The organism is Pseudomonas defluvii, assembly GCF_001695625.1.
Classification (GTDB): Bacteria; Pseudomonadota; Gammaproteobacteria; order Pseudomonadales; family Pseudomonadaceae; genus Aquipseudomonas; species Aquipseudomonas defluvii.
This window is the reverse complement of the sequence record NZ_MBPN01000005.1, coordinates 19086-41543: the sequence shown is the minus strand read 5'-3', so window position 1 is coordinate 41543 and position 22458 is coordinate 19086. Positions and strand designations below refer to the sequence as shown.

At 62.0% G+C, this 22458-nt stretch carries 21 protein-coding genes; 14 read left to right on the top strand and 7 right to left on the bottom strand.

Annotated features, from left to right (window positions below):
- Positions 1-51 precede the first annotated feature (51 nt).
- The 9 genes from EKA13_RS02295 (at position 52) to EKA13_RS02255 (ending at position 10319) form a co-directional block, all read left to right on the top strand.
- Complete coding sequence (locus EKA13_RS02295; protein WP_065757925.1) at positions 52-2127, top strand: TonB-dependent copper receptor; 2076 nt, start codon at positions 52-54, stop codon at positions 2125-2127.
- 49 nt (positions 2128-2176) lie between these two features.
- Positions 2177-3541 carry a PepSY-associated TM helix domain-containing protein gene (locus tag EKA13_RS02290; protein ID WP_065757924.1) on the top strand — a complete coding sequence of 455 codons (1365 nt, stop codon included), beginning with the start codon at positions 2177-2179 and terminating at the stop codon, positions 3539-3541.
- A gap of 220 nt (positions 3542-3761) precedes the next feature.
- Entirely contained in the window at positions 3762-5027 is a 1266-nt protein-coding gene (gene urtA, locus EKA13_RS02285; RefSeq protein ID WP_065757923.1) for an urea ABC transporter substrate-binding protein, read from the top strand.
- A 64-nt stretch (positions 5028-5091) separates the two neighbouring features.
- Complete coding sequence (urtB, locus tag EKA13_RS02280; RefSeq protein WP_065757922.1) at positions 5092-6591, top strand: urea ABC transporter permease subunit UrtB; 1500 nt, start codon at positions 5092-5094, stop codon at positions 6589-6591.
- A complete protein-coding gene (gene urtC / locus EKA13_RS02275; RefSeq protein WP_065757921.1) occupies positions 6591-7670 on the top strand; it encodes an urea ABC transporter permease subunit UrtC in 1080 nt (359 codons plus the stop codon). The genes urtB and urtC overlap by 1 nt, the downstream gene beginning before the upstream one ends.
- The gene (urtD, locus tag EKA13_RS02270) at positions 7667-8527 is read left to right on the top strand and encodes an urea ABC transporter ATP-binding protein UrtD (RefSeq protein WP_065757920.1); all 861 of its coding nucleotides are present in this window, start codon (positions 7667-7669) and stop codon (positions 8525-8527) included. Before urtC ends, urtD begins: the two co-directional genes overlap by 4 nt.
- Positions 8528-8536: 9 nt before the next feature.
- On the top strand, positions 8537-9235 hold the full coding sequence (gene urtE, locus EKA13_RS02265; RefSeq protein ID WP_065757919.1) for an urea ABC transporter ATP-binding subunit UrtE: 699 nt from the start codon (positions 8537-8539) through the stop codon (positions 9233-9235).
- Between the two features lie 34 nt (positions 9236-9269).
- Complete coding sequence (locus tag EKA13_RS02260) at positions 9270-9791, top strand: GNAT family N-acetyltransferase (protein ID WP_065757918.1); 522 nt, start codon at positions 9270-9272, stop codon at positions 9789-9791.
- Between the two features lie 6 nt (positions 9792-9797).
- Positions 9798-10319, top strand: coding sequence for a GNAT family N-acetyltransferase (locus tag EKA13_RS02255; protein ID WP_065757917.1), 522 nt, complete (start codon positions 9798-9800; stop codon positions 10317-10319).
- Positions 10320-10377: 58 nt separating this feature from the next.
- Here EKA13_RS02255 and EKA13_RS02250 read toward each other — a convergent pair whose 3' ends face one another.
- Positions 10378-10683 (bottom strand): chaperone modulator CbpM, encoded by a 306-nt coding sequence (locus tag EKA13_RS02250; RefSeq protein ID WP_065757916.1) that lies wholly within the window; start codon positions 10681-10683, stop codon positions 10378-10380.
- A complete protein-coding gene (gene cbpA / locus EKA13_RS02245; protein ID WP_065757915.1) occupies positions 10683-11648 on the bottom strand; it encodes a curved DNA-binding protein in 966 nt (321 codons plus the stop codon). Before cbpA ends, EKA13_RS02250 begins: the two co-directional genes overlap by 1 nt.
- Before the next feature lie 167 nt (positions 11649-11815).
- On the opposite strand from cbpA, the gene EKA13_RS02240 reads away from it, so the two are divergent.
- Positions 11816-13081 carry an Hsp70 family protein gene (locus tag EKA13_RS02240; RefSeq protein WP_065757914.1) on the top strand — a complete coding sequence of 422 codons (1266 nt, stop codon included), beginning with the start codon at positions 11816-11818 and terminating at the stop codon, positions 13079-13081.
- A 54-nt stretch (positions 13082-13135) separates the two neighbouring features.
- Positions 13136-14077 carry a hypothetical protein gene (locus tag EKA13_RS02235; protein WP_065757913.1) on the top strand — a complete coding sequence of 314 codons (942 nt, stop codon included), beginning with the start codon at positions 13136-13138 and terminating at the stop codon, positions 14075-14077.
- A gap of 30 nt (positions 14078-14107) precedes the next feature.
- Here the strand turns inward: EKA13_RS02235 and EKA13_RS02230 are convergent, their stop codons facing one another.
- From EKA13_RS02230 to EKA13_RS02215, 4 genes are all read right to left on the bottom strand, one after another.
- Complete coding sequence (locus tag EKA13_RS02230) at positions 14108-15115, bottom strand: AI-2E family transporter (RefSeq protein WP_065757912.1); 1008 nt, start codon at positions 15113-15115, stop codon at positions 14108-14110.
- Positions 15116-15255: 140 nt separating this feature from the next.
- Positions 15256-15546 carry a PsiF family protein gene (locus EKA13_RS02225; protein ID WP_065757911.1) on the bottom strand — a complete coding sequence of 97 codons (291 nt, stop codon included), beginning with the start codon at positions 15544-15546 and terminating at the stop codon, positions 15256-15258.
- 92 nt (positions 15547-15638) lie between these two features.
- Positions 15639-16529, bottom strand: coding sequence for an esterase/lipase family protein (locus EKA13_RS02220; protein ID WP_065757910.1), 891 nt, complete (start codon positions 16527-16529; stop codon positions 15639-15641).
- Positions 16530-16601: 72 nt separating this feature from the next.
- The gene (locus tag EKA13_RS02215; protein ID WP_065757909.1) at positions 16602-18662 is read right to left on the bottom strand and encodes an AsmA family protein; all 2061 of its coding nucleotides are present in this window, start codon (positions 18660-18662) and stop codon (positions 16602-16604) included.
- A 339-nt stretch (positions 18663-19001) separates the two neighbouring features.
- Here EKA13_RS02215 and EKA13_RS02210 point away from each other — a divergent pair, with 339 nt between their 5' ends.
- The 3 genes from EKA13_RS02210 (at position 19002) to EKA13_RS02200 (ending at position 21307) form a co-directional block, all read left to right on the top strand.
- Positions 19002-19358 (top strand): hypothetical protein, encoded by a 357-nt coding sequence (locus tag EKA13_RS02210; protein WP_065757908.1) that lies wholly within the window; start codon positions 19002-19004, stop codon positions 19356-19358.
- A gap of 135 nt (positions 19359-19493) precedes the next feature.
- Positions 19494-20126 (top strand): TetR family transcriptional regulator, encoded by a 633-nt coding sequence (locus EKA13_RS02205; RefSeq protein ID WP_065757907.1) that lies wholly within the window; start codon positions 19494-19496, stop codon positions 20124-20126.
- A gap of 71 nt (positions 20127-20197) precedes the next feature.
- Positions 20198-21307, top strand: a complete 1110-nt coding sequence (locus EKA13_RS02200; protein WP_083199730.1) for an AGE family epimerase/isomerase — start codon at positions 20198-20200, stop codon at positions 21305-21307.
- A gap of 70 nt (positions 21308-21377) precedes the next feature.
- Here EKA13_RS02200 and EKA13_RS02195 read toward each other — a convergent pair whose 3' ends face one another.
- A complete protein-coding gene (locus tag EKA13_RS02195) occupies positions 21378-22145 on the bottom strand; it encodes an SDR family oxidoreductase (protein ID WP_065757906.1) in 768 nt (255 codons plus the stop codon).
- Positions 22146-22458: the final 313 nt, after the last annotated feature.

Here is a 22458-nt window from a genome sequence, read left to right as displayed (position 1 = left end):
GTCTGCCCGAAGGTCGACATCTGCCTTTGACTGAAAAACGTTGGAATGATTATGTCTGGCTGCACCGCTATGTTTCGTCTGTCCCTGCGCGGCACTATCGCCGTGGCCTGTGGCTCCCTGCTCAGCCCGTTCATCCTGGCCGCCGAGCAAGGCCATGAGAACCACACTCAAGACCCAGCCGAACTGAGCCCCACGGTCATCACCGCTGTGGCGCCCAGTTCACCGCTGACCGTGGTCACCAACCCCAAGGACCCTCGCCAGCCCGTACCCGCCAGCGACGGTGCCGACTACCTGAAGACCATCCCCGGGTTCTCCGCCATTCGCGCAGGCGGCACCAACGGCGACCCGGTGCTGCGCGGCATGTTCGGCTCACGCCTGAACATCCTCACCAACGGCGGCGTAATGCTCGGCGCCTGCCCAAACCGTATGGATGCGCCGACGTCCTACATCGCACCGGAAACCTACGATCGCCTGACCGTGATCAAAGGCCCGCAGACCGTCCTCTGGGGGCCGGGCGCATCAGCAGGAACCATCCTTTTCGAGCGCGAGCCCGAGCAATTCGGCGAGCTTGGCAGCCGAGTCAACGCCAGCGTGCTGGCTGGCTCCAACGGCCGCTTCGACAAGGTGCTGGACGCGGCGGCAGGCGGCCAGTTGGGCTATGTACGTGTCATCGGCAACCAATCGCACTCGGATGACTACGAGGATGGTAACGGCGATACGGTGCCGTCCCGCTGGGACAAGTGGAACGGCGACGTCGCCCTCGGCTGGACGCCAGACGCCGATACCCTGCTGGAGCTGACCGCCGGAAAGGGCGACGGTGAAGCGCGGTATGCCGGGCGAGGCATGGACGGGTCGCAGTTCAAACGCGAAAGCCTGGGCCTGCGCTTCGAGAAATCCAACCTTGGCGACGTGCTCGACAAGGTCGAAGCGCAGGTCTACTACAACTACGCCGATCACGTGATGGATAACTACAGCCTGCGTACACCGCCCACCAGCGGCATGATGGCCGGGCCGATGGTCAGCAACGTCGACCGCCGCACGATGGGTGCGCGGATCAAGGCGACCTGGCGCTGGGCCGACGTGAAGCTGATCAGCGGTATCGATGCGCAGACCAACGAACACCGCCAACGTGGCGGCATGGGCATCGATGCACACAAAGACAAACCGTGGACCAAAGATGCCGACTTCCACAACTACGGCGTGTTTGGTGAACTGACCTGGGAAACCACCCAGCAGGATCGGCTGATCACCGGCGCACGCCTGGACCGCGCCTCGGCCAAAGACTATCGCAAGACCACCTCAGGCATGATGCCGCGGCCCAACCCCACCTACGGTGACACCCGTGCCGACACCCTGCCCAGCGGTTTTGTACGCTATGAGCACGACCTCGCGGCCATCCCGGCTACCACCTACATCGGCCTCGGGCATGCCCAGCGCTTCCCGGACTACTGGGAATTGTTCTCGCCCAAATCCGGCCCTGACGGCTCGGTGAATGCCTTCGACGCGATCAAGCCAGAGAAAACCACCCAGCTCGACTTCGGTATCCAGTACCAGACCGACGTGGTCGAGGCCTGGGCCTCCGGTTATGTTGGCCAGGTGCGCGACTACATCCTGTTCGACTACACCCAGAACAGCTCCCAGGCCCAGAACATCGATGCACGGATCATGGGCGGTGAGCTCGGTGCCGCCTACAAGCTGACCTCCAACTGGAAGGCCGATGCCACCCTGGCCTACGCCTGGGGCAAGAACAGCAGCGATGGCGCAGCCCTGCCACAAATGCCTCCGTTGGAAAGCCGCCTGGGCCTGACCTACAGTCGCGATGACTGGAGTGCCGGCGCGCTGTGGCGCGTGGTAGCGGCGCAGAACCGCATTGATGAAAACAAAGGCAACGTGGTCGGCAAGGACTATGAAAAGAGTGGGGGCTTCGGCGTGTTCTCGCTCAACGGCGCTTACCGCGTGAACAAGAACCTCAAGCTCAGCACGGGCGTCGACAACCTGTTCGACAAAGCCTACGCCGAACACCTGAACCTGGCGGGTAACGCCGGCTTCGGTTATCCGGCCAATGACCCACAAGCGATCAACGAGCCGGGCCGTACGTTCTGGACCAAAGTCGACCTGAGTTTCTGATGCAGCCGGGCGCGGCTGAAAAGCCGCGCCCACACCGCTGGAGCGTGCAATGAAAATAATACAACCGTCTTTCTACAACCTGGCCTGGCGCTGGCACTTCTACGCCGGGTTGTTCGTGGCTCCGATTATGATCCTGCTGGCCATCACCGGGATCATCTACCTGTTCAAGCCACAGCTTGATCCGCTGATGTACCGTGACCTGATGGTGGTCGAGGCGGGCCATCACCGGCAAAGCGCCGACGCCCTGAAACAACACGTACAACACGCCTACCCACAGGGGCATGTCGGGCAGTACTTGCCTGCCCCAGCGCCCGATCGCAGTGCGCAATTCGTGGTGCATGAGGGCGGGCGAGAACTGAATGTATTCATCGACCCCTACACCGGCACTGTACTCGGCGCGCAGGATGCCAAGCGCAACCTGCAAGCGGTGGCCCGTGCGCTACACGGCGAGCTGATGATCGGCACGGTCGGTGACCGCGTGGTTGAATTGGCCGCAGGCTGGGGCATCGTCCTGGTGGTGTCCGGGCTGTACCTGTGGTGGCCACGCGGCAAAGCTTCGGCTGGCGTGCTGTGGCCGCGCCTGGGCGCACGCGGGCGTCTGTTCTGGCGCGACCTGCATGCCGTCAGCGGTTTCTGGGGCTCAGCCTTACTGTTGCTGATGTTACTCAGTGGCATGACCTGGACCGGCTTCTGGGGCAAACAATACGCCGACCTGTGGAACCGCTTTCCGGCGGCCATGTGGAACGAAGTACCGCAGTCCGACCAGCAGGCCCGCACCCTCAACAACGCCAACCGGCAGACCGTGCCTTGGGCCGTGGAAAACACGCCAATGCCACAATCCGGCGCGCACGCTGAACATACCGGTCACGTGGCCGCAAACTCTGCGCCCGCTTTGCCACAGGTAAGCCTGCAACAGGTCGAAGACATTGCCACTGCGCGCCAGGTTGAACCGGGCTACAGCATCACCCTGCCGAGCACGGCCGAAGGTGTTTTCACCATTGCCGTGTTCGCCGACGACCCGCGTAACGACGCCACCCTGCATGTCGACCAGTACACCGGCAAGGTGCTGGTGGATGTGCGCTGGCAGGATTACAACAGCGTTGCCCGAGCCACTGAGCTGGGGGTGATGTTGCACGAGGGCAAATTGTTTGGCCTGGTCAACCAGCTCATCGTATTGCTGATCTGCCTGATGATCCTGCTGGGCTCGGTCAGCGGGCTGGTGATCTGGTGGAAACGCCGACCTCAGGGCGGGCTGGGCGTACCGCCCCTGCGACATGACCTGCCACGCTGGAAGTCGGCCACCGTGATCATGCTCGGCCTGGGCATTGCCTTCCCGCTGGTGGGTGCCTCGATGCTGGTGGTATGGCTGCTGGACCGAGGGCTGGGCCGTCGCGTCCTGGCACCGGCAACCTGACCTCGCCCTGCCCGACTCAATACCAGCCATGAGCCATTCCTGTGCAATCGCCCCCGTAACGAGCGTACCGGGGCGTCATCACAGTGCATTCCATTTGCCCCTGAACCTGTAAACACGCAGCCCACCAGCCTGTACACAAGTCGGCACAGCGCTTGCTAACGCTCTCTCCTGAAGTCGCCATCTGCCAAACAGAACAATCGAATTCAATGGAGAGTGCACTATGAAGCGTCGCAGTCTGATCAAGGCCTTTACCCTGAGCGCATCCATCGCCGCGATGGGCTTGAGCTGGAGTATCCAGGCCGCCGAGACCATCAAGGTCGGCATCCTGCATTCGCTGTCGGGAACCATGGCGATTTCCGAGACGTCGCTCAAGGACATGGCGCTGATGACCATCGAACAGATCAACGCCAAGGGTGGGGTCAATGGCAAGTTGCTGGAACCTGTCGTGGTCGACCCGGCCTCGAATTGGCCGCTGTTCGCCGAGAAGAGCCGCCAACTGCTGACCCAGGACAAGGTCGCCGTGGTATTCGGCTGCTGGACATCGGTATCGCGCAAGTCCGTGCTGCCGGTGTTCGAGGAGCTCAACGGCCTGCTGTTCTACCCCGTGCAATATGAAGGCGAGGAAATGTCGCCGAATGTCTTCTACACCGGTGCAGCGCCGAACCAGCAGGCCATTCCGGCGGTGGAGTACCTGATGAGCGAAGAAGGCGGCGCGGCCAAGCGCTACTTCCTGCTTGGCACCGATTACGTCTACCCACGCACCACCAACAAGATTCTGCGCGCCTTCCTGCACAGCAAGGGCGTGGCCGACAAGGACATCGAAGAGGTCTACACGCCGTTCGGGCACAGCGATTACCAGACCATCGTCGCCAACATCAAGAAGTTCTCCGCAGGCGGCAAGACCGCAGTGATCTCCACCGTCAATGGCGACTCCAACGTGCCGTTCTACAAGGAACTGGCCAACCAGGGCCTGAAAGCGACCGACGTACCGGTCGTGGCTTTCTCGGTGGGCGAAGAAGAACTGCGCGGCATCGACACCAAACCGCTGGTCGGGCACCTGGCCGCCTGGAACTACTTCGAGTCGGTGGAAAACCCGGTGAACAGCCAGTTCGTCGCCGACTGGAAGGCCTATGCCAAAGCGAAGAACCTGCCAGGTGCCGACAAGGCCGTGACCAATGACCCGATGGAAGCCACCTACGTTGGCATTCACATGTGGGCACAGGCCGTGGAAAAGGCCAAGTCCACCGACGTCGACAAGGTTCGCGAAGCCTTGGCCGGCCAGAGCTTCAAGGCACCGTCGGGCTTCACCTTGACCATGGACAAGAGCAACCACCACCTGCACAAGCCGGTCATGATCGGCGAAATCCAGGACGACGGTCAGTTCAACGTGGTCTGGCAGACCGAGCAACCGCTGCGCGCGCAACCCTGGAGCCCCTTTATCCCTGGCAACGACAAGCGCCCGGACTATGCAGTGAAGGGCAACTGAGTAGTCCCTCCCTGCAGGTACTGGCACAGCCGGTGCCTGCAGGCCCTCCTCAAGAGACATCACTATGCTCACTGCCGTGTACCGTTTGATCATCGGCCTCGCCTTGCTGCTGCCTCTGGCCGCAGAGGCCGGCGACGCCGACTACTTCGTCGCTGCCAACGCCACCGAACAGGCCCGCCTGCTGCAGGCTTGGGCGGCACAACCCGACCCGGCCCGGCTGGCACTGCTCACATCACTGCAGCAAGGCCGCATCAGCCCGGACGATAGCCGCAAGTTGCGCCTGAACAACCGTCTGCGCGGTCTGCTGGATAACGCACTGGCCAGCCATCAACTGCTGGTCGAGGATCCCCGCGTACGGCTCAGTGCCGCGCAACAGTTGCAGAAAAGCGCGCAGCCGGCCCAGGTTGCCTTTCTCGAACGCCGTTTCGCCAGCGAAGCAGACAGCGCCGTGCACGCGGCCCTCGGCCTGGCCTTGGCCAACCTGCAACTGGCCGCCAGCGACCCGGCGGTGCGTCTGGCCGCTGTACGCCTGCTCGGCGAAACCGGCGACCCGATGGCCCGCACCCGCCTGGAGAGCCTGCTTGACCCAGCGGTGGAAACCCATGAAGCCGTGCGCACCGCCGCTGAAACCAGCCTGGCCCAAGTCAAGCGCAAGCTGTTGATCGGTGAACTGCTCGGCCAGGCATTCAGTGGGCTGTCACTCGGCTCGATCCTGTTGCTGGCGGCGCTGGGCCTGGCGATTACCTTCGGCCTGTTGGGCGTGATCAACATGGCCCACGGCGAGATGCTGATGCTTGGCGCCTACTCGACCTATGTGGTGCAGGTACTCGTGCAACGCCTGATGCCCGAGGCACTACCGTTCTATCCGTTGCTGGCGCTACCGGTGGCGTTCTGCGTCAGTGCCGGGGTCGGCATGCTGCTGGAGCGCACGGTGATTCGTCACTTGTATGGTCGCCCGCTGGAAACCCTGCTCGCGACCTGGGGCATCAGCCTGATGCTGATTCAGGCAATCCGCCTGCTGTTCGGCGCGCAGAACGTCGAGGTCGCCAACCCGGCCTGGCTGTCTGGCGGGCTGCAGGTATTGCCTAACCTGGTGCTGCCCTACAGCCGCCTGGTGATCATCGGCTTCGCCCTGTTCGTGGTACTGCTGACCTGGTTGCTGCTCAACCGCACACGCCTTGGCCTGAACGTGCGGGCGGTGACACAGAACCGCAACATGGCCGCCTGCTGCGGCGTACCCACCGGGCGTGTGGACATGCTCGCCTTCGGCCTTGGTTCGGGCATCGCCGGCCTCGGCGGCGTAGCCCTGAGCCAGATCGGCAACGTCGGCCCGGACCTCGGCCAGAGCTACATCATCGACTCGTTCCTGGTGGTGGTGCTTGGCGGCGTCGGGCAATTGGCCGGCAGCCTCTGGGCGGCCTTCGGCCTGGGCGTGGCCAACAAACTGCTGGAGCCGCAGATCGGTGCGGTACTCGGCAAGATCCTGATCCTTGCGCTGATCATTCTGTTCATCCAGAAACGCCCGCAAGGCCTCTTTGCACTCAAGGGACGGGTAATCGACTGATGAACCAGCCACTCTTGATCCGCGCCACACAGAAAGCCGGGCTGCGCCTCTCGCTGGCCGTCGGCGCTGCGGTACTGCTAACCCTGCTGGCACTGCCGCTACTGTCACTGCTGCCCGACGGCCACAGCCTGCAGGTATCGGCCTACACCCTGACCCTGGTCGGCAAAATCCTCTGCTATGCCATCGTTGCCCTGGCGCTGGACCTGGTCTGGGGCTATGCCGGCCTGCTCTCCCTCGGTCACGGGCTGTTTTTTGCCCTGGGCGGTTACGCCATGGGCATGTACCTGATGCGCGAAGCGGCCGGTGACAGCCTGCCGGCCTTCATGACTTTCCTGTCCTGGAGCGAACTGCCCTGGTACTGGGCCGGCACCCAGCACTTCGCCTGGGCGCTGTGCCTGGTGGTATTGGCACCCGGGCTGCTGGCGCTGGTGTTCGGCTTCTTCGCTTTTCGTTCGCGCATCAAGGGCGTGTACTTCTCGATCATGACCCAAGCCCTGACGTTCGCCGGGATGCTGCTGTTTTTCCGCAACGAGACCGGCTTTGGCGGCAACAACGGCTTCACCAGTTTCCGCAGCATTCTGGGCTTCGACATCACCGCCCAGGGCACCCGCGCCGTGCTGTTTCTGCTGACCGTCGCGCTATTGCTGGCCAGCCTCTACATCGGCTGGCGGCTGGCGCGCAGCAAGTTCGGCCGGGTTCTGACCGCCCTGCGCGATGCTGAAAACCGCTTGATGTTCTGCGGTTACGACCCCCGTGGTTTCAAACTCTTCGTCTGGGTGCTCAGCGCCGTGCTGTGCGGCCTGGCCGGCGCCCTGTACGTGCCACAGGTGGGCATCATCAATCCCAGTGAAATGTCACCGACCAACTCCATCGAAGCGGCGGTGTGGGTCGCCCTTGGCGGGCGCGGCACCTTGATCGGGCCGCTGCTCGGTGCCGGTCTGGTCAACGGCATGAAGAGCTGGTTCACCGTGGCGTTTCCGGAGTTCTGGCTGTTCTTCCTCGGGGCACTGTTCATTCTGGTCACCCTGTACCTGCCCAAGGGCGTGGTCGGCCTGCTGAAGAAAAGAGGCGAACAATGAGAACGACACCACTGCCGGTGGTTCATCCGGAATTCATGCTCGAGCCCATCCTGGACGCCGGCAGCGGGCGCGATGCCATTGGCCTCGGCCAACGTCGCGGCGAAGGGCTGGAGGTGCGCCACGGCACGGTACTGACACTGGAAGATATCAGCGTCAGCTTCGATGGCTTCAAGGCCCTCAACAGCCTCAACCTGTACATCGGTGTCGGCGAGTTGCGCTGCATCATTGGCCCCAACGGGGCGGGCAAGACCACCTTGATGGACGTGATTACCGGCAAGACCCGCCCCAACACCGGCAACGCCTGGTTCGGCGATACCCTGGACCTGACCCGCATGAGCGAGGTGCAAATCGCTCAAGCCGGCATCGGGCGCAAGTTCCAGAAACCAACGGTGTTCGAGGCGTTGAGCGTGTTCGAGAACCTTGAGCTGGCGCAGAAGAATGACAAATCGGTGTGGGCCTGCCTTGGCGCGCACCTGCGTGCTGAGCAGCGCGACCGGATCGACGAGGTGCTCAAGACCATCCGCCTCGACGGCTCAGCCCTGCGCCCTGCGGGCCTGCTTTCCCACGGCCAGAAACAGTTTCTGGAGATCGGCATGCTGCTGATGCAGGACCCGCAACTGCTGCTGCTCGACGAGCCCGTGGCGGGCATGACCGACGCGGAAACCGAGTTCACCGCCGAGCTGTTCAAGGGCCTGGCGGGCAAGCACTCGCTGATGGTGGTCGAACACGACATGGGCTTCGTCGGTGCCATTGCTGACCACGTCACGGTACTGCACCAGGGCAGCGTGCTGGCCGAAGGCTCACTGGAACAGGTACAGGCCGATGACCGGGTCATCGAGGTGTATCTGGGCCGCTAGGAGATTGCCATGCTGAAAGTCGATTCGCTTCATCAATACTACGGCGGTAGCCACATCCTGCGCGGCCTGTCATTCGAGGCCAAGGTCGGTGAGGTGACCTGCCTGCTGGGCCGCAACGGTGTCGGCAAGACCACCCTGCTGCGCTGCCTGATGGGCCTGCTGCCGGTTCGCGAAGGCACGGTGCAGTGGGAGCATAACCCCATCACTGCACTCAAGCCGCATCAACGGGTAGAGGCTGGCATTGCCTACGTGCCTCAGGGGCGCGAGATCTTTCCACGCCTGAGCGTGGAGGAAAACCTGTTGATGGGGCTCTCTCGCTTCAGTGCCAAAGAGGCCAAAAGCGTACCGGCGTTCATCTATGAGCTGTTCCCGGTACTGCTACAGATGAAACACCGTCGTGGCGGCGACCTATCCGGCGGCCAACAACAGCAATTGGCGATTGGCCGGGCGCTGGCCAGCCGCCCTCGCCTGTTGATCCTCGATGAGCCCACCGAAGGTATCCAGCCCTCGGTGATCAAGGAAATCGGTGCGGTGATCCGCACCCTGGCAGCGCGTGGCGACATGGCGATCCTGCTGGTGGAGCAGTTCTATGACTTCGCCGCCGAACTCGCCGATCAGTACCTGGTGATGTCTCGGGGCGAGATCGTCCAGCAGGGTCGCGGCAAAAACATGGAGGCCGAAGGTGTACGCGGGCTGGTAACCATTTAACCTGAACAACTGCCTTACGCCTTGAGAACCTGCCATGACCTACCTGATCCGCGATGCCGTTCACGCCGACCTGCCGGGCATCCGTGATATCTACAACGACGCCGTGCTGAACACCACGGCGATCTGGAACGAACAACCGGTCGACCTGGACAACCGCCGGGCCTGGTACGAGGCGCGCCAAACGCAGCAGTACCCGATCCTGGTGGCCGTCGACGCAGCCGGTGAGGTGCTAGGCTACTCATCATTCGGTGACTGGCGTCCTTTCGAGGGGTTTCGCCACACGGTCGAGCATTCGGTCTACATCCGCGCCGATCAACGTGGCAAAGGCCTCGGCCCGGCCTTGATGCAGGCCTTGATCGAACGTGCACGGGCCTGCGGCAAACATGTGATGGTGGCGGCTATCGAAAGCGGCAACCAGGCGTCGATTCACCTGCATGAACGCCTGGGTTTCACCCTGAACGGAAACATGCCTCAGGTGGGCGTGAAGTTTGGCCGCTGGCTGGACCTGACCTTCATGCAATTGATCCTCAACCCGGGTGCACAGCCCATGGAGTGACCGCTGATGAACGCTGCCCAATTACACCGCGTGACCCACGAAAGTTTTGCGCATTACCGCGACGGCCTGGTGGCGCTGTTGCTTGACGCGGTTCGTCAGGGCGCATCGGTTGGTTTTCTCGCGGATATCGACGCCCAGCAGGCCAACAACTACTTCGACGAGGTCAAGGCACGCCTGACCACGGGTGAGTTGCTGCTGTGGGTCGTGAGCAAGGACAAGGATGTGCTGGGCAGTGTTCAACTCGGTTTGTGCCAGAAGCCCAATGGCCTTAACCGTGCCGAAGTGCAGAAGTTGTTGGTGCATGGCAATGCTCGCCGACGCGGGCTGGGCCAGCAGTTGATGCAGGCGCTGGAGCACACGGCGCGCAAGGAACGGCGCGGTCTGCTGTACCTGGACACCGAGGCGGGCTCGGAGGCCGAGGCGTTTTACCGGTCCCAGGGCTACATCCGTGCCGGTGAAATCCCGGACTATGCCTGTGGGCCGGACGGCACCTACCGACCGACAGCGTTGTATTACAAATTACTGTAACCGGCAGCCTGCGTCGTCGAAGCGCCGACACAGCTGGCGCGACGCCCGGGCCACAAGCTCAGACCTTTAAAAAGCGTCCCAGGCGCTGCCTGAGCATGCTGTTTTCGCTGCGTAACTGCTGCACTTCCTCCAGCAGCTCCAGCGCCAGCGCTACACCCTCCCACTCCAGGCCAAGGTCGCGCTGCAATTTCGCTGCGCGCCTGGCCAGGACCGACGCCTGTTCGTCGAACAGCCATTCCTCCGGCGTTCGCCCTGACGGTTCAACAATGCCGTGTTCGACTATTTCGATCACATAGGCCGCCGGTAGATCGGCTTCCTGACAAAAGGTCTGCATGTCCAGTTGAACGATCAGGGTGCTCATAATCAGCTACTCCATTGTGCTCTCGGATTGAACCCGGCCTTCTCCGACAGTTTGGTCCACAGTTCGCGGGTGGCGGCATCGGACTGGCTTGGCATCACCACCTTCAACTGCGCATAGAGGTCGCCACGCTCGCCCTGCTTGTTGGCCAGGCCCATGCCCTTGACCCGCAGGCGCTGACCACTCTGGCTGTCCGGACGAATGGTCAGGTTGATCTTGCCGGTCAGGGTCGGTACGGCCACCTTGGTACCCAGCGCCGCCTCCCACGGTGCCAGCGGCACGGTAATGATCAGGTCATGGCCTTCGACATCGAACAGCGGGTGCGGTGCCATGCGGATGGTCAGGTACAGGTCGCCACTTGCGCCACCACCAATACCCGGCGCCCCCTGGCCCTTGAGGCGGATGCGCTCACCGTCGGTGACACCGGCGGGAATTTTCACGTTCAGCGTCTTGGTGGTGTCACCGGTGCGCTGACCATGGCCGTTGTACTGCGGCACCTTGAAGCTGATCTGCTTCGACTCGCTGGCCAGGGACTCTTCAAGGAAAATCGCCAGTTCCATTTCCACGTCTTGCCCTCGCCGACCAGCGCTGCGTTGCTGCTGACCACGGCCAAACGGGCTGCCGTTGCCACGCCCGCCAGCACCGAAGATAGAGCTGAAAAACTCGGAGAAGTCGCCACCGGCAAAACCGCCACCGGCCCCGGCACCACCACGGCTTTCCCAGCCCGGCGGCCCCTGGAACGGTCGACCATGCTGACCGTACTTGCGCAACTCATCGTACTCGGCGCGTTTTTCCGGGCTGCTGAGCGCCTCATAGGCCTCGTTGGCCTCCTTGAATTTTTCCTCGGCGTCACGCTCCTTGCTGACGTCAGGGTGATATTTGCGCGCAAGCTTGCGGTAGGCGGTCTTGATCGCCTTGTCATCCGCTGTCGGCTCTACGCCCAAAATCTTGTAATAGTCTTTGAAGTCCATCTAAGGAATCACCATCAGTTATCGAATGCATCACTGCTTATAGAGATTGGGGTCAAGCATAGCCTTTCAAGACGCACTGCGGTTTGCTCCCGGACAGATATTCGGTCTTGATTCTGCCGGTGGCTGGCATAAACTGCGCGGCCGTTTTTCCCCCGGAACCGCATTCCATGAATCACGCATCCCCGGCCCGTGCCTGCGGCATCGACTTCGGCACCTCCAACTCCACCGTCGGCTGGCATCGCCCTGGCGTGGAGTCGCTGATCGCCCTGGAGGACGGCAAGATCACCCTGCCGTCGGTCGTTTTCTTCAACCTTGAAGAACGCCGCCCGGCCTATGGTCGGCTGGCCCTGCACGAGTACCTGGAAGGCTATGAAGGCCGCCTGATGCGTTCGCTGAAGAGCCTGCTGGGCTCCAAGCTGATCAAGCACGACACCAGCGTACTCGGCACTGCCCTGCCGTTCAAAGACCTGCTGGGGATGTTCATTGGCGAGTTGAAGAAGCGTGCAGAGGCCAACGCCGGCCGAGCCTTCGACGAAGTGGTACTGGGCCGCCCGGTGCATTTCGTCGATGACGACCCGGTGGCCGACCAGGAAGCCGAAGACACCCTGGCCGAAGTGGCCCGCAAGATCGGCTTCAAGGAAGTCTCATTCCAGTACGAGCCCATCGCGGCAGCATTCGACTACGAGTCGAGCATCAGCGGTGAAGAGCTGGTGCTGATCGTCGACATCGGCGGTGGTACCTCGGACTTCTCCCTGGTGCGCCTGGCACCGGAGCGGCACATGCTCGATGACCGGCACAGCGACATTCTCGCCACCGGCGGTGTCCATATTGGCGGTACCGACTTTGACAAGCAACTGAGCCTGCAAGGCGTCATGCCGCTGTTCGGTTATGGCAGCCGCATGAAGAGCCAGGCGCTGATGCCTACCAGCTATCACCTGAACCTGGCCACCTGGCACACGATCAACTCGGTGTACTCGCAAAAGTCCCAATTGGCCCTGGGCAGCATGCGCTACGACATCGAAGACACCGGTGGCATCGACCGCCTGTTCAAGTTGATCGAACAGCGCGCCGGACACTGGCTGGCCATGGAAGTGGAAGAAACCAAGATTGAACTGACCCACGCCGACAACCGCCGCGTTGACCTTGGCCGAATCGAGTCGGGGCTGGACGTGAACCTCACTCGCGCCCTGTTCGAAGCCTCTATCGAAAACCTGCTGGAGCGCGTGCGTGGCAGTGTCGATGAGCTGCTGGGCAAGGCCGGTGTCAGTGTCGAACAGGTCGATACGGTGTTCTTCACCGGCGGTTCCAGCGGCATCCCGGCGCTGCGCCAAAGCGTGGCAGCGATGCTGCCCAATGCTCGCCATGTCGAAGGCAACATCTTCGGCAGTATCGGCAGCGGCCTGGCGATCGAGGCACGCAAGCGCTACGGCTAACAGCCGCCACACGCACATCAATGCCCAAGGACGGGATCTTCACAAGGAACGGAAATGATGAACATGCGCGTACTGACCCTTGTCTTCACGCTAGCTCTGACCGGCTGCAAGGACACACTCCTGACCCTGCATTTTCAAACGCCGGTACACAGCCACGACCTCTACAAAGCGGTCAATGACACCTATCTCAATTCGCTCTATACCGCGATCAATGCCCGTGGCATTGATCCTGAACAGGTCGAACTGGAGCTGGACGAAAACGACAACAGGGTCATTCATCTGAAGGTGAGCGACTCGCTGGGCGCCGAACAACGTGCGACCCTGCAAGCGTTGTTCGAGGAAATTCCAAAGGCACGCGCAGCCACCTCCTGGGAGGTCGACATGGTGCTGGAGCCGGATGCCAAGGAAGCTGCTGGCTTGAGTACGCAGGAGCGGCAACGGCTGAACCACTTCACGCAACCGATCAGCCTGACGCTGAAACTCGATCCGCAACTGAAAATGTACGCCAGCGCCTCAGCGGCGGAACGTCGACAAGCCCGCCTGAACGGCACTGAAGTGGAAACCGAAATGGACTGCCATTTCTCTGCGGATGTCTCGGGCCCCGCGCCGTTCAAATTGCTGGGGATCACCCAACTGCCCGGCAGTCCACCGGAACGTGCACTGCTGCGCTACTCACGGAACACGGGCTACCCGCCTGCAGAAATTCCCGCACATTTCCTGTTCAAGGACGCCTCCTTGCGGCAAAAGATCGAGCGCGGCGAAGTCAGGCCCTGGCAGGAAACCGTCATACTGGACGCAAACCCAGCGGCCGGTTTCACCTTGTCACTGGAGTACGCCAGGCTCGGCAGGCATCGGCTATGGCTGGACCAGCGCCCAGATTGGCGGATGTACAGGCTGAGCGAAGACTGCGAAAACATCATCGCCTTCATCGGTCGCCCCTTCTCGCTGTTTGCCGGTAAGGGGATCGACCGGCTTGAGCGAGTCACCACCCCGTAGGCGCGGGCAACATGCCTGCCATGACGACGATCAGACCAGTTCAGCCCGGCGCAGCTCACTCTTGAGGTACGCGTAGTAAATCGGCCCAGCCACCACACCGGGCAGGCCGAACGCGGCCTCGAACACCAGCATAGCCAGCAGCAGTTCCCACGACTTGGCACTGATCTGCCCGCCGACGATCCGGGCGTTGAGGAAGTACTCGACCTTGTGAATGACGATCAGGTAACCCAGCGCGGCCATCGCCACCCAGATCGACAGCGACAGCCCCACGATGGTGATCAGGGTGTTGGATATCAAGTTGCCAATGACCGGCAACAGCCCCAACAGGAAGGTCAGCACGATCAAGGTCTTGGTCAGCGGCAGGTGCACACCGAACATCGGCAACACCAGGGCCAGGAAGATCCCGGTGAAGAAGGTATTGAGCAGGGAGATCTTGATCTGGGCGAAGACGATGTTGCGAAACGCCTGCACCAGCAGCGCCAGCCGGTTGAACAACGCGGCGGCTAACGGCTTGCGCTTGGAGATGTCGGGAATTTTCTGCAAGGCCACGATAGCCCCCAGGATCATCCCGATCAGCAGGGTGACGAACATATGCGCCGCCCCCTTGCCCACCAGTTGCAGCTCGCCAAGGTGGGTTTTGAGCCACTCGCCGATGGCCACCTTGAATTCGGCGGCGCTGGCCGGCAGGTAGGCATCGATAAAGGGCGGTAGCTGCCCACGCGCCTGGTCCACCAGCAGCATGAACTTGTCCAGCGAGGCGCCAGGGTTCTCGGCCTCATGCAGGAGGAAACTGATTGCCCCGGCAAACAACAGGGTCAGGGTGCTGACCACCAGGGTGCCCAACAAGGCGACAGCGAGCCAACGTGCTCGCTGCCCCGCGATCAGGTGCTGCAGTTTCGGGGTCAGCATGTTGACCAGCTCAAACACCAGCAAGCCGGCCAGAAGACTGGGAAGCAGCTTGAGCGGCAACACCAGCAACAGGCCGGAAAACACGATGATCCAACTGGCCAGGGTGACTTGGCGCTGGGTGAACGTCATACAACCTCGTCCGGGTACGGTCACAAAGACGGCAGTCTGCCAGCCTTCGACGGGCAGGCATAGTGACCTGTCACAGGACCTCACCTGAAACCCTTGCCCTCAAGGGGCTGCGCGTAGCGGATCAACCGATGAAGCCAGTGTTATTTCTTCTTCAGGCAATCGCTCATGAAGGCCTTGCGCTCGTCCCCTTTCAACGCTTTTTCACCGGCAACTTTGTTGCACATCGTCATTTTGTCCTGCTGGCTCATGGGCGCAGCAGGTGCCGCCTTGAGGCAGGTGCTCATGAACGCCTTGCGCTCATCGCCCTTGAGGCTCTTGGCAGTCGCCTCGGCGTTGCAAGTCGTCATTTTTTCCTGTTGCGCCGTGGCCGCAAAGCCTTGCGAACACAGCAGCAAACCCACCACCAGCAACGGCACGTGCAGCATTTTCATGGAGTCGTCTCCTTGTCGCCGCACCCTGCGCACGGCCTCGCCGAGAGTGTAGACAAGGTTTTTACACGCTTGCGTCCAGCCAAGGGCCGAAGTTACATCCCTGCCGCTTTCAGGCGCGCCGCATGCTCACTGAACAACCGCACGGGTTCAGCACCCTTGCCGACTGCGCCGAGCGACTGATTGACGATGTCCAGGTGGTCGAACGGGTAATCGTCACGAATGACTTCGCCCAGGTGCGAGCTGTAGCGCCCGACCATACCGTCACACTGCCCCGCCTCGCGCACAAAGGCTCGGGCGAACAGACGGCAGAAACGGTTACTGCCATCGAAGCGGTTCAAGCCTTGATCGGTGAACCCTGGCTGCAGCGTGCCGGACCAGGAGTAGTAGCGCACGCCATTTACCGAGGACGGCCCGTGCCCGCCCCAGGTGTCCGGCAACCCTTGGGGATACTGCTGATTGAACAGTGCAACGCCAGCCGTGGTCAGTGAATGGTGCGCGGCGTGTACATCAATCGGTAGCCGAGGACCGCGCCAACCGGTTTCCAGCCATACGATCAACACCCCGCAGACGTGCAGGGTAACCTTGAGCAGCCGCGCCCTGACGGAGCCGACGGGATAGCGCGCGTGCAGGTGATCGGCCAGTTCCGAGCCGTGATTGGGCCCGGCAATCGATGTCACCGAGGCCACCCATTCCGGGCGTTTGGCCGCCACATAACGCGCACTCAGCGCACCCTGGCTATGGCCCAGCAAGTTGACCTTTTCCGCGCCCGTCTGGCGCCGAATCGCGTCGATGTGCTGTAACAGTTGCTCACCCTGGACCTCACTGGCGTGCAGGGGCGAGACGGGCACTGCAAATACGGTGGCGCCCCCCTGGCGCAGCGCTGGAACAATGCCAAACCAGTAGGGGTAGAGCAGCAGGCGCACAAAACCAAACATGCCCGGCACCAGCACCAGTGGATAACGTGTGGCAAGCGGTTGCGACATCGCATCAGGCTCCTGATCTGTGCACAGGCCTCCACATTACAACCCCGGCAACGACAACCGCAATCGAGTCCCCTAAGGGGCCGAAAACGTGATCTCGTCAGTCTTGCCCGCTTGCATCTGCGCCAGCAGAGGCGTGCATTGGTTGGGCTGATCACCACTGGGAGCGACCAACGCCAGCAAGCCCGCTGCCGGGGCAACCGCCACCCCCAGCGCGACCAGACCGGCACCGCGCAGCATCAACGGCACGGCCTGCACCCCGGCACTCGGCTTGGCGAACGGCCCGCGCACATACAGCGGCGAGCGCAACGACAACAACCTCACGCCCTTGGACTGAGGGTCGATGTCCAGGTCCAATTGCTCCTCGGCCAGGTTGGCCGTCCCCTCGATATTGATGATCGCAGTCTCGGTGTCGAAGACAAACAACCGGCTTGTGGCCAGCCCCTCCTTGATCCCGACATCGGCGGCAGCGCAGTTGATCTTCACTTCCTTGTCGCCAAACAACTTGCCGATCACATAGTTGCCAACGTTGAGGCCGGCGATTTCCATCAAGTCACGGCTGATCGCACCATCGTTGATGAGCATCTTCAGTTCACCATTGGCAGTGCCCAGCAGGGCCGCCACCGAGTTGCCGCGCCCGCTCAGGTCAGCATCCCCGTTCAGTTCACCAAAACTGGTCTGCAGGGGTTCGAAGCCCGGGAACAACGCTTTCAGCTGGAGGTTGCGGGCACTGAGCTGAGCGCTGCCTTGCATGGGCTCCGTGCGGCCATCGAGATGCACCTTGAGCCGCAGGGAGCCACCGGCCACGCCAAAGCGCAGCGGTTCAAGGCTCAACACGCCATCGTCGAGCAGGACGTGGGTCGACAGGTCGCTGAAAGGGAGCCTCGCACCGTGTTCAATGCGCTTGCCGCTAAAGCTCACGTCGGCATCCATTGCCCGCCAGCGCTCGGTACGGAATGCCTCCACTGGCAGTACCTTGCCGGCGGGTTGCGCACTGGCGCCGCCGCGGGCCTTCTGCGCGCTATTGGAATCGGCACCGATCAGCGGTGCCAGGTCCTTGAACAGCACCTGATTGGACACCAGCGCACCACTGAGATTGGGCCGTGGCTGACGGGCAACAAAGGTCAGATCACCGTGAATGTCGCTCTCACCGATCGTGCCGTTGAAGCCCTCATAACGGAACACTGCACCACCCGGCTCACGCAACTTGGCGGTCAAATGGCCGTCGGTTGAATAGCCGGGGGAATCGGGCAAGGTCACCCCGGTCAACGGGTACAGGTTGGCCAGACTCGCCCCGGCAAGACGCAAACGCACGTCAAGCGCGCCAAGGTTACGCGGATCCGTCAATGTGCCAGCAAGGGTGACATGGGTGTCGCCGCTACGCAGATCCGCCTGCAGCGGAAACGGCTGGCGCACGTCTTGAAGAGCCAGCAGCCCCCCGACTTTGCCATGCCCGGTCAATGGCTGGCCGTGATAAAGGCCCTCGACCTTGAACCCGAATGCATAGTCCTGCGTGGCGGTCTTCTGCGCTGACGCCTGACCGACGATGTCACTGAAAGGGATAGGCTTACCCAGTGGGTCGATCACCAGGTTCAGTTGAGTCTTGAGGGTCTGATCGTCCAGGCGTACCTGCCCCTTGTCGAAGCCAATGGTCCCGATCTCCAGCGTCCACGCAGAAGGCTCGTCCTGCTCGACCGTGTTGGCCCGCTCAAAGGTCCAGTTCGCGCGCCCGTTGGCCAAGCGCTTGAGGCTGGCGGTCGGCTGCTTCAGGTCAATACGCGGGATGACCACCTGGCGAACCAGCAGTGGCAACAACGACAGGCGAAATTCGACACGCTTGAGGCCGACCATTTGAGTGCCCGCCAACCAGTCCGGATTGCCCAGGCTCAGGTCTTCGGCAAGGACATGAGGGGTGGGCACCCAGGCATGCCAGCCCTCCTGATCGGCATCACGCTGCCAGCGAACGGCCAGATTGCCATTGATTGCAAACGGTCGATTCAGGGCTTCGGAAACCCTGGCACTGAGCATCGGTTTGATTCGGTTCCAGTCGAACGTGGCGATGAACACGGCCAACGCGGTCAACACCAGAAACAGGCTGGCGAAGACCCAGGTAAATAGTTTGGCAGGGCGCGTCATTGCACAATTCTCCAGTCACTGCATGGCAAAAAGCGGGCGCTTTGATAGCACTCTTGGATTGGGACCGACGAAATACGCAGGGGTTTAATCCGGCGTGCATGATAACGGCGTTTTTTTCTGACCCGGCTGCCAACTTCACGCCGTACGTCCGTTTGCAACGCGACGCAGCAGGCCGCTCTGCCGTTGCAGCATGGCTGGAAACGCACGGGCTAGAGGGGGCGCGGAGAACTATCAATCCTGTTGATTGTTACCATTAGCTTTATGCACTTTTCCATCTGATTTCCGGGAGTAGCATTGGCGCCGTACTCACTTTCCAATCCTTTCAAGGAGCGCCATCCCATGAAACACCCATTGCTGCTTAGCCTGTCTTTATCCCTTCTGGCTGCCAACGCGTTTGCACTGCCGGCAGTTGAACAAGCCCCGTCCGCCGAAGCACGCTCCAGCAGCGCCGTGATCAGCCAACCTCTGGATACCCTTGCCGAAGGTGGCGCGGACCGTCTGCTCGAACGTAACCGCGTTGCCGAGGGCGGCGCCGACCGCCTGATCGAACGCAACCGTGTTGCCGAGGGCGGCGCCGACCGCCTGATCGAACGCAACCGTGTTGCCGAAGGCGGCGCCGACCGCCTGCTGCAGCGTGAGCGCGTCGCCGAGGGGGGTGCTGATCGCCTCATCGAAAGAAACCAGCGCGTGAGCTGATGCCTATGCCGAACAACAAGATCACCAAACGCGCGAACACCTCCCCTCCTGGCCCGGTCATTTGAACCGGGCTTTGTTTTTCCGGGCCAAGGCAATACAGTGCAGGGCCGTTTAATTTGCGGATCGACACGTCCCATGCTGCCGCGCGCCGAACAAAAGCAACTGACTCGCCATGCCCTCCTTGATGCGGCTCGCCAACTGATGGAGAGCGGACGCGGCTTTGGCAGCCTCAGCCTGCGTGAAGTCGCCAAAAGCGCCGGCATTGTCCCGACCGGTTTCTACCGGCACTTCAGCGATATGGATGAACTGGGCCTGGCATTGGTCTGCGAGGTGGATGAAACCTTCCGCCAGAGCATTCGTCTGGTCCGACAGAATGAATTCGAACTCGGTGGCATCACCGATGCGTCGGTGCGCATTTTCCTGGATATCGTGGCCGCCAATCGTGCGCAATTTCTCTTCCTTGCCCGTGAGCAGTACGGCGGCTCGCAAACGGTTCGCCAGGCCATTGCCACCTTGCGCGAAGGCATCAGTTCGGACCTCGCGGCCGACCTGGCGCTGATGCCGCGCTGGCACCATCTGGATGCCGCCGCACTGGCTGTCCTTGCCGACCTGGTGGTCAAGACCGTGTTCGCCACCCTGCCGGAACTGATCGACCCTCCCGCCGAACCGCTGGAACACCACCTGACCCCCGAGGCCAAGATCATCCAGCAACTGCGCTTCATCTTCATTGGCGCCAAGCATTGGCAAGGGCTTGGCACGCCAGGGTGAGCACAGCAGAAGCCGGCCACGGTTTCCTGCTACCATGCGCGCAAACGCACCTGCCGCGACGATTTAGACCCATGCCCGACCTGCGCAATGCCCAGCCCGAACTGCCCGCCCTGCTGACTGACCTCCAGCAGCACTTCGCCCAGCGCATCGTGCCACTCTGGCAAGGTCCGGGCTGGAACGCACAGATGGCCTTGCCCTTCGAGGCCTTGAGCCCAGAGCACCAACCACTGCCCGTGCAACGCTACCGCGCCATGGCCTGCGCCCGACAGTTGTACCTGTTCGCCAGCCGTATCGAGCAGCCAGGCGCCCGTGAACACGCCGCCGCGCTGTTTCGCTCGTTGCAACGGCATTTCCACGATGCCGAGCATGGTGGCTGGTTCTACAGCATCGACGCCCAGGGCGCGCCGCTCGACCGTCGCAAGGACCTGTATACCCACGCCTTCATCATCTTCGCCTGCGCCCACTACTGGGGCAAAGTCCGCGAACCGCTGGTGGAGTCGACCCTCAACGCGGCCCTGAGCGTGGTCAGTGAACACTTCAGCCGCGATGACGGCCTGTACGAAGCCAGCCTGGCCGAAGACTGGTCGAGCCTGGACAGCGGCCCACTGCAAAACCCGCTGATGCATCTGGCCGAGGCGTTTCTGGCGACCCTGAGCATCCGCAAGGACACAGCCGTACAGCAGGCGCTGGAAGCCTTGGCCGAGGCAATGCAGGCCCACTTCATCGACCCTGAACACGGGGTCATGCTGGAAAAACCGCGCGCAGCTGTGGATAACTGGTTCGAGCCAGGCCATCAGTTCGAGTGGTACTACCTGCTGGCGTCATCGCCTTTGCTGCGTGGCAGCGCGCTGCACCACTCACTGGAGCGGGCGTTCGACTATGCCGAGCAGTATGGCGTGACGGCCGGGGCGGTGCTGGCGATGCTCAGCCCCCAAGGCGAGGTGCGCGACGCTACCCAGCGTATCTGGGCCCAGGCGGAATACCTGCGGGCGCTTGCCTTGCGGCCAGGGGCCGAGGCCAAGGTGCTGGCGCAGCTGAAAGCGCTGCAAGCGCACTTCCTGCATGCGGGCGGCTGGTACGAGTGCCGAGATGCCAGCGGCGAGGTCAGCCGCAACGATATGCCTTCGACCACGCCTTATCATCTGGCGACCTGCCTGGAAGGACTCCAGCGTCAGATCTGACGCGATCGCGGCACCCACAGGCATGCTCTACTGACACCTGTGGGAGCGGGCTTGCCCGCGATCAGGCCCTTCAGGCCTTGCCGGAACGATCGATCGAGAACCCTGCCCATGCCTGGCTCACCGGCATCAGCTCCAGGCTGTTGATGTTGATGTGGGCCGGCTGATTCATGATCCAGAAAATGGTCTCGGCGATGTCCTGAGGCTGGATCGGCTCCGCCCCTGCATAAGTGGCGTCATAACGCGCCTGATCGCCACCGAAACGCACCAGCGAGAACTCACTCTCACACAACCCCGGCTCGATGTTGGTAACCCGCACGCCTGTGCCTTGCAGGTCACAGCGCAGGCTCAGGGAGAACTGCCCAACAAACGCCTTGGTGCCGCCATACACGTGGCTACCGGGATAAGGGTAGTTACCCGCCACGGAACCGACGTTAAGGATGGTCGCACCACGACCATGGGCGATCAGTCGCGGCAGCAACAAACGGGTGCTGTACATCAGCCCCTTGATGTTGGTGTCGACCATGGTGTCCCAGTCATCCAGATCGCACGTCGGCGCCGGGTCGGCGCCCAGCGCCAGGCCCGCATTGTTGATCAGCCCACGCAGCGTGGCGAACGACGGCGGCAGGTTGGCAATGGCCTGTTCCATGGCCTTACGATCACGAACGTCCAGCACCAGGCCCAACACCTCGGTCTGTTTCGACAGCTCAGCGCACAGGGCATCGAGACGCTCCTGGCGGCGACCGGTCAGCACCAGCGACCAACCCGCTTCGGCAAAGCGGCGCGCACAGGCTTCGCCAAACCCCGACGTAGCGCCAGTGATGAAAACGGTGGAAGTCATGCGATTCTCCTTGAGTTGACTTGCCCACAGGCAGGCGGGCGGCAGGGTTTGCAGCATGCCCGCCCAGCCTCAGGGCAGCAAGTCGATTCTACGCCTGTACAAAAAACGAGCAATCACGCAAAAGTACCGTCCCAGAGGGCCTGGCGCGTGTTTTACGCACCTTATCCACAGCCCCTTCCACACACTCTGGGGGCAACTTTCAGCATCGCTGAACAGCTGTGAACAACGTGCAAAGGCTCAACAGAAAGTATTTTCCTTGACGCCCCGCCTGCGAGTTGACCCGCGAGACAATCCGCGAAAAGCACGGCGATGG